The organism is Myxococcus sp. CA039A (assembly GCF_013336645.1).
Lineage (GTDB): Bacteria > Myxococcota > Myxococcia > Myxococcales > Myxococcaceae > Myxococcus > Myxococcus llanfairpwllgwyngyllgogerychwyrndrobwllllantysiliogogogochensis.
Map to the genome: position 1 here is coordinate 1 of NZ_JABUMQ010000504.1, position 5,270 is coordinate 5,270.

Here is a 5,270-nt window from a genome sequence, read left to right on the forward strand (position 1 = left end):
AGAGACAGGGAGCTGTCGCCTCCCCCGCTCGTCCCCGTCTCGCCAGGAGACAGCACGTCGCGGGACGACCAGGGCGACGACGACACCCAGGCCACCCCCACCCCGCCCGCCGGCACCGAGGTGACGGAAGAGGCCCGGCCCAGCCGCAAGGCCGCCGTGGAGGACCCGGTGCCCCGCGTCGCGGTGGAGTTCGTGGGAGGAACCGCGGGCGGAATCGCGGGCGGCGCCGTGGGCCTGGTGGTGGGCTATCTGCTCGGCGCGCCCACGGTGGGCTGCGACGAGTGTCAGGTCGTCTCGCTGGTGGGTGGCCTCACCGGCGTCGTCATCGGCATCCCCGCGGGCACCTGGGCGGGCGGCCGGCTCATGGACGGCAAGGGCACGCTGCTCGCCACCGTCGGAGGAAGCCTGGTGGGCTGGGGCGGCGCGCTCCTGGGCTCGCTCATCCTCGGCGCCAACGATGACGACAAGGCGCTCGCCGCGCTCCTGTTGCTGCTCCCCGTCGCCGGAGCCACCACGGGCTACGAGCTGTCCCACCAGTCGCAGCGCCCCGTGACGCCGCCCGCGCAGACGCGGCATGACTCCGGCGTGAGGCTGCTGCCCGTCGCGGGGATGACCGAGCACGGTCCACGACTGGGGCTGATGGGGCGGTTCTGAAGTCCGCCCCTCGGGCTCACGCGCCGATGCGGAAGTACTGCAGCGACTCCTCGCGCACGCGGCCTTCGGCCACCAGCTTCTCCAGCGTGGCCAACGCGCTGCGCTCCGCCACCGGATGCAGCAACGGCGGCGTGTCCGCGTAGGCCCGCTCCACCACCTGCGCCAGCGTGACACCCTCGGGCGGCACCGCCTGGAGGATGAGCGCCTCGCGCTGGGCGCGGTGATTCAGATACTCCTGGAGCTTCGCGGGCCCGTCCGGCAACGGCTGGCCATGCGCGGGATACAGCGTGCCGACGGGCCAGTCGCGCAGCCGGGCGAGCTGCGCCAGGTAGTCGCGCATGTTGCCCTCGGGCGGATCGATGACGATGGAGCCCACGCCAGCCACCATGTCTCCCACCACCGCCGCGCGGCTGCGCTCATCCACGAGGCAGATGTGGCCCCGCGCGTGCCCGGGCGTGTGCAGCACCCGCCAGCGCTGGGGCACCTCCCCCGCCAGTTCCAGCACCTCGCCGTCCTCCAGCAACCGCTCCACCGGGAAGTCGAGCCACTCCGCCGTCTTCGCATGGCACCACAGCGGAATGCCCAGCCGCTCCTTCACCGCGCGCGCGCCGCCGACGTGGTCGCCATGGTGATGCGTCAGCACCACCGCCACCGGCTTGAGCCCGTCCGCCTTCAAGCCCGACACCAGCGACAACAGCTTCGCGTACTGCTTCACGTCTCCGGAGCCCGGGTCCACCAGCAGCAGCTCGCCGTTGCCCAGCACATACGCGTTGGTGTGTGTGGCGGGCGGCAGCGTGGGCGTCTCCAGCGCCACCACGCGCACGCCTTGCTGGAACTCGATGCGCTGGGCGATGTAGCCCGGGCAGTACGGCGGCGTCGCCAGCCGCGCCCTCGCGTCCGCCTCGTCCGTGAAGGTTCCGAGCACCTGGAGCGCATGCACCGCGGGCGGATGAAGCAACGCGGAGCCGTCACCCCAGCGCGCCAGCGCCAGCGCGGGCGACACCCACGCGCCCTCCGACAGCTCTCCAGGCCACAGCTCCGTGCGGGCGTGCGGCGGCAGCTCCACCAGATAGAAGTGCGTGTCGAAGCGCACCGGCACCGCGTGCGGAGTAATCCACCGCCCCGCGACACGGAAGTCCTCGGCGCGCAGCGCCAGGCCCTCGCTCTGGAGCAGCTCGCCCCAGCCGCGTTGTCCCGCCAGCAGCGCCTTTCGCAGCGCGTCCTGCTTCTCCTGGGAGAGCGCCTCGGCGCCCTCGGCCATCAGCACGCCAGCTTCCTCGAAGAGCTCGCGCGCGGCGGCCGAGCGCAACGCGGCCTCCTCTCCACTGACGCCCCGCACGGGGACATCCGCGTCGGCCTTGTCCAGCTTGCCTCCGGGGAACGCGTAGAAGCCGCCCGCGAACGCCAGCGCCTTGCCGCGCTTCACCCAGTAGACCTCCACGCCCGGGCCCACGCGCCGGTACAGGAGCGCCACCGCGGAGGCGCGGGGCTCGGCGGGGACATGGCTCAGGTCCAGGCCGAGGCCCAGACCGGGAAGACGCTCACTCATGATTGCACCGCCTGACCGAGGAGCTGGCCCATCAGCTCGTGCGCTGCTTCCGACTGGTCCGGCCGCACGAACAGCCGCGTGAGGCGGACGGCCCCACTGTAGCGCTGGTACAGCGCCGTGTAGCGCGCCACTTCCGTCAGCCGTCCGGTGGACGCGTCGATGATGAACAGGCTCGGCCCCGGGCTCGCGGGCCCGGACGCGTACTTGCTGAGGACGTTCACGGACTCGACGACGTAGTGCTCGAAGCCCGACGAGACGAGTGCGCTGCGCAGCACGTCCAGGTCATACCCGGCATCCCGCTCCGTGTACTGCGCCAGCAGCTTGAAGCCCTGACGGGTGATGATGCGCTGCGCCCACTTGTTGCGTGAGCGGCGCAGCGTGTACCAGAGCGCGGAGTCGTCACAGAGCAGGAAGGCCTCCGGGTCCGACGGAATCTCGAACTCGCCGGGCGACTCCTCGTAGTAGCGCCGCAGCATGTAGTCGAAGCTGACCGACGTGTGGTGCAGGTACACCGAGACGAACATGTGGTACCGGCTGAGGAGGAAGTCCTCGAAGGCGAACGCCGCCGCCCGGCTCAGCGCGAGGTAGGCCCGCCCGTCCTTCACCGCCGGGTTCAGGTTGCCGATGATCCAATCCATGTCGTACCGGCCGTAGTTGACCCCCGTGTAGAATGAGTCGCGCAGCAGGTAGTCCATGCGGTCCGCGTCCAGCTCGCCGGAGACGATGGCGCGCAGCAGCGGCGTCCAGTCCACGCCATCCCACGTGAAGCCCGGGTCCTTGGGCGGCTTTGCCCCCGTAATCAGCGCCACCGCGCCCATGGGGGTGATGCCCTGGGCGCCGAACTCGCGCTCGATGATGGGCGTCAGGGAGCTGTCGAGCAGGATTTTCGCCGTGTAGTCCTCGTGGGTGGCCTGCTCGCCTTCCGCCACCGAGTCCAGCCAGCCGGGCAGGCGCAGCAGTGCGCGCTTCGGGGCGATGCGCTCGGAGGCATGCGACAGCGGCATGTGGCCCAGGTCATGACAGAGGACGGCCAGGCGGACGGCGGTGCAGAAGCGCTCGCGCACGTCCTCGGGAAGCGACGAGCGGGCGGCCACCGCCCCGAACACCCGCGAGGCGACGTGCATGGCGCCCAGGGAGTGGATGTGCCGGGTGTGCGTGGCCCCCGGGAAGGCCAGGTCCCCGAAGCCGAGCTGTCGCACGTAGCGGAGCCGCTGATAGTGGCGGCTGTCGATGACGGCCTTCTCCGACTCGCTCACCGGGATGGTGCCGTGGATGGGGTCGCGGATGCGCATGGTGCCCTTTCCATACTCCTGGATACCCCTATCGGAGGTAGTCCACCGTACTGCAAGCCCTTCCGGGAGGTAGCCCAGGAGGTAACCAACCGTCACCAGTGGACTGGGCTCGGAACGGGGGACGTGGTAACCCTCCCGGCACCTCCGAATGCACATCATTCTGCTGCACAACCGCGACCACGAGCTCCTCCAGGATGACCCGGGACGGGAGGCCCGAGAGGACGTGGTGCGAGTCGCCGCCGCGCTCTCGGAAGCGCTCACCCAGGGAGACACCGTCGCCGAGCCGCTCGCCATCGAGGGTGACCGGCTGGACTTCGTGGACATCCTGCGGCGCCGGCAGCCGGACCTCGTCGTCAACCTCTGCGAGTCGCTCGCCGCGGACAGCCGGGGAGAGATGGCGGTCCCCTGCCTGCTGGATGCGCTGGGGCTGGCCTACACCGGCTCGTCCGCCCTGTCGCTGGGGCTCGCGCTGCACAAGCCCAAGGCGAAGGAGCTGCTCAGCGCGCGCGGCGTGTCCACGCCCGCCTTCCGCGTGGTGGAGCGACTGGAGGACGCGCTGGCGGTGGACCTGCCCTGGCCCCTCATCGTCAAGCCCGCGCGCGAGGACGCCAGCATGGGCGTGACGGGAGACTCCGTCGTGTACGAGCGCTCCGCGTTGGTGCGCGCCTGCGAGGCGGTGCTGCGCACCTTCCACCAGCCCGCGCTGGTGGAGCAGTTCATCCCCGGCCGCGAAATCTACGTGCCGCTGTTGGGAAACCAGCCGCGCCGTGCGCTGCCGTTGACTGAAATCCACTTCGGTCGGACCTTCGAGGACCGGCCGAACATCGTGTCGTACAGCGCCAAGTGGGAGGAGGGCTCTCCCGAGTACCGGGATACGCCCGCCGGGCCGTGCCAGGTGGATGCGGCGCTGGAAGCTCGTTGTGTGCAGGTCGCGCTGGAAGCCTTTGCAGCGCTCGACTGTCAGGACTATGGACGGGTCGACCTTCGGGTGTCTCCGGAGGGTGTGCCCTACGTCATCGATATCAACCCCAACTGCGACCTTCATCCGGGTGCGGGGTTCGCCAGAGCCGCTGCCGCCGCGGGCCTGGACTACCCAGCCCTCGCCGCCCGACTGGTGGAGGTCGCTTCCGAAAGAGCCCATGGACATCCGTCCCATCGAAGGAAAGGACCGGGAGCCCCTCGCCGCGCTGATTCGAAAGATCGAAACCTTCTCGCCGCAGGAGGTTGAGGTCGCCATCGAGCTGGTCGGCATCGCGCTTACGCCGGGCAACACGGACTACGCCATCGTCGTCGCGGACCGGGACGGCCAACTGGTTGGCTACGTCTGTTACGGCCCCACGCCGATGACGGAGGACTGCTACGACCTGTACTGGATTGCGTCCTCTCCGGAGGTGCGCGGTCAGGGTGTGGGCGCGGCGCTGGTGTCCGCGATGGAGGGAGACCTGCGTCGGCGCAACGGCCGGCTCATCCGCGTGGAGACGAGCGCGACGGAGGCCTACGGCCCGACGCGCGGCTTCTACGCGTCCATGAAGTACGGCGAGGAAGCGCGTATCCGCGACTTCTACAAGGTGGGGGACGACCTCATCATCCTCACCAAGCGGCTGTAGGCCACCGCACGGGGTGTGGGGCGGTTGAAGACTTTGACCGCCTCCCCCGTTAGAAGGGGCGTGATGACTCGCACGCTCCGACCGATGTCCCTGGCCCTCGTGTCCCTGTGCGCCCTGCTGACGGGCGCCCCCGCCGCCTGGGCCCAGGCCCCCGCTCCCACCGCTGTC

General features: G+C 70.3%; 5 protein-coding genes. 3 read left to right on the top strand and 2 right to left on the bottom strand.

All coding sequences use genetic code 11. From position 1 onward, the window contains the following. The coding region (locus HR086_RS44450) for a GlsB/YeaQ/YmgE family stress response membrane protein (RefSeq protein WP_174468670.1) at positions 1-654 on the top strand (654 nt) is incomplete at its 5' end. A 16-nt stretch (positions 655-670) separates the two neighbouring features. On the opposite strand, the gene HR086_RS44455 is transcribed toward HR086_RS44450, so the two are convergent. Together HR086_RS44455 and HR086_RS44460 are read right to left on the bottom strand one after the other, a co-directional pair. Continuing rightward, complete coding sequence (locus tag HR086_RS44455; protein ID WP_174457561.1) at positions 671-2,203, bottom strand: MBL fold metallo-hydrolase; 1,533 nt, start codon at positions 2,201-2,203, stop codon at positions 671-673. Next, a complete protein-coding gene (locus HR086_RS44460; protein ID WP_174468671.1) occupies positions 2,200-3,495 on the bottom strand; it encodes an HD domain-containing protein in 1,296 nt (431 codons plus the stop codon). The genes HR086_RS44455 and HR086_RS44460 overlap by 4 nt, the downstream gene beginning before the upstream one ends. A gap of 148 nt (positions 3,496-3,643) precedes the next feature. Here HR086_RS44460 and HR086_RS44465 point away from each other — a divergent pair, with 148 nt between their 5' ends. Together HR086_RS44465 and HR086_RS44470 are read left to right on the top strand one after the other, a co-directional pair. Next, positions 3,644-4,723: an ATP-grasp domain-containing protein gene (locus tag HR086_RS44465; RefSeq protein ID WP_141646655.1), complete on the top strand. Its 1,080-nt coding sequence runs from the start codon at positions 3,644-3,646 to the stop codon at positions 4,721-4,723. Next, the gene (locus HR086_RS44470; RefSeq protein WP_174468672.1) at positions 4,635-5,102 is read left to right on the top strand and encodes a GNAT family N-acetyltransferase; all 468 of its coding nucleotides are present in this window, start codon (positions 4,635-4,637) and stop codon (positions 5,100-5,102) included. The genes HR086_RS44465 and HR086_RS44470 overlap by 89 nt, the downstream gene beginning before the upstream one ends. The last annotated feature ends 168 nt before the right edge of the window (positions 5,103-5,270 follow it).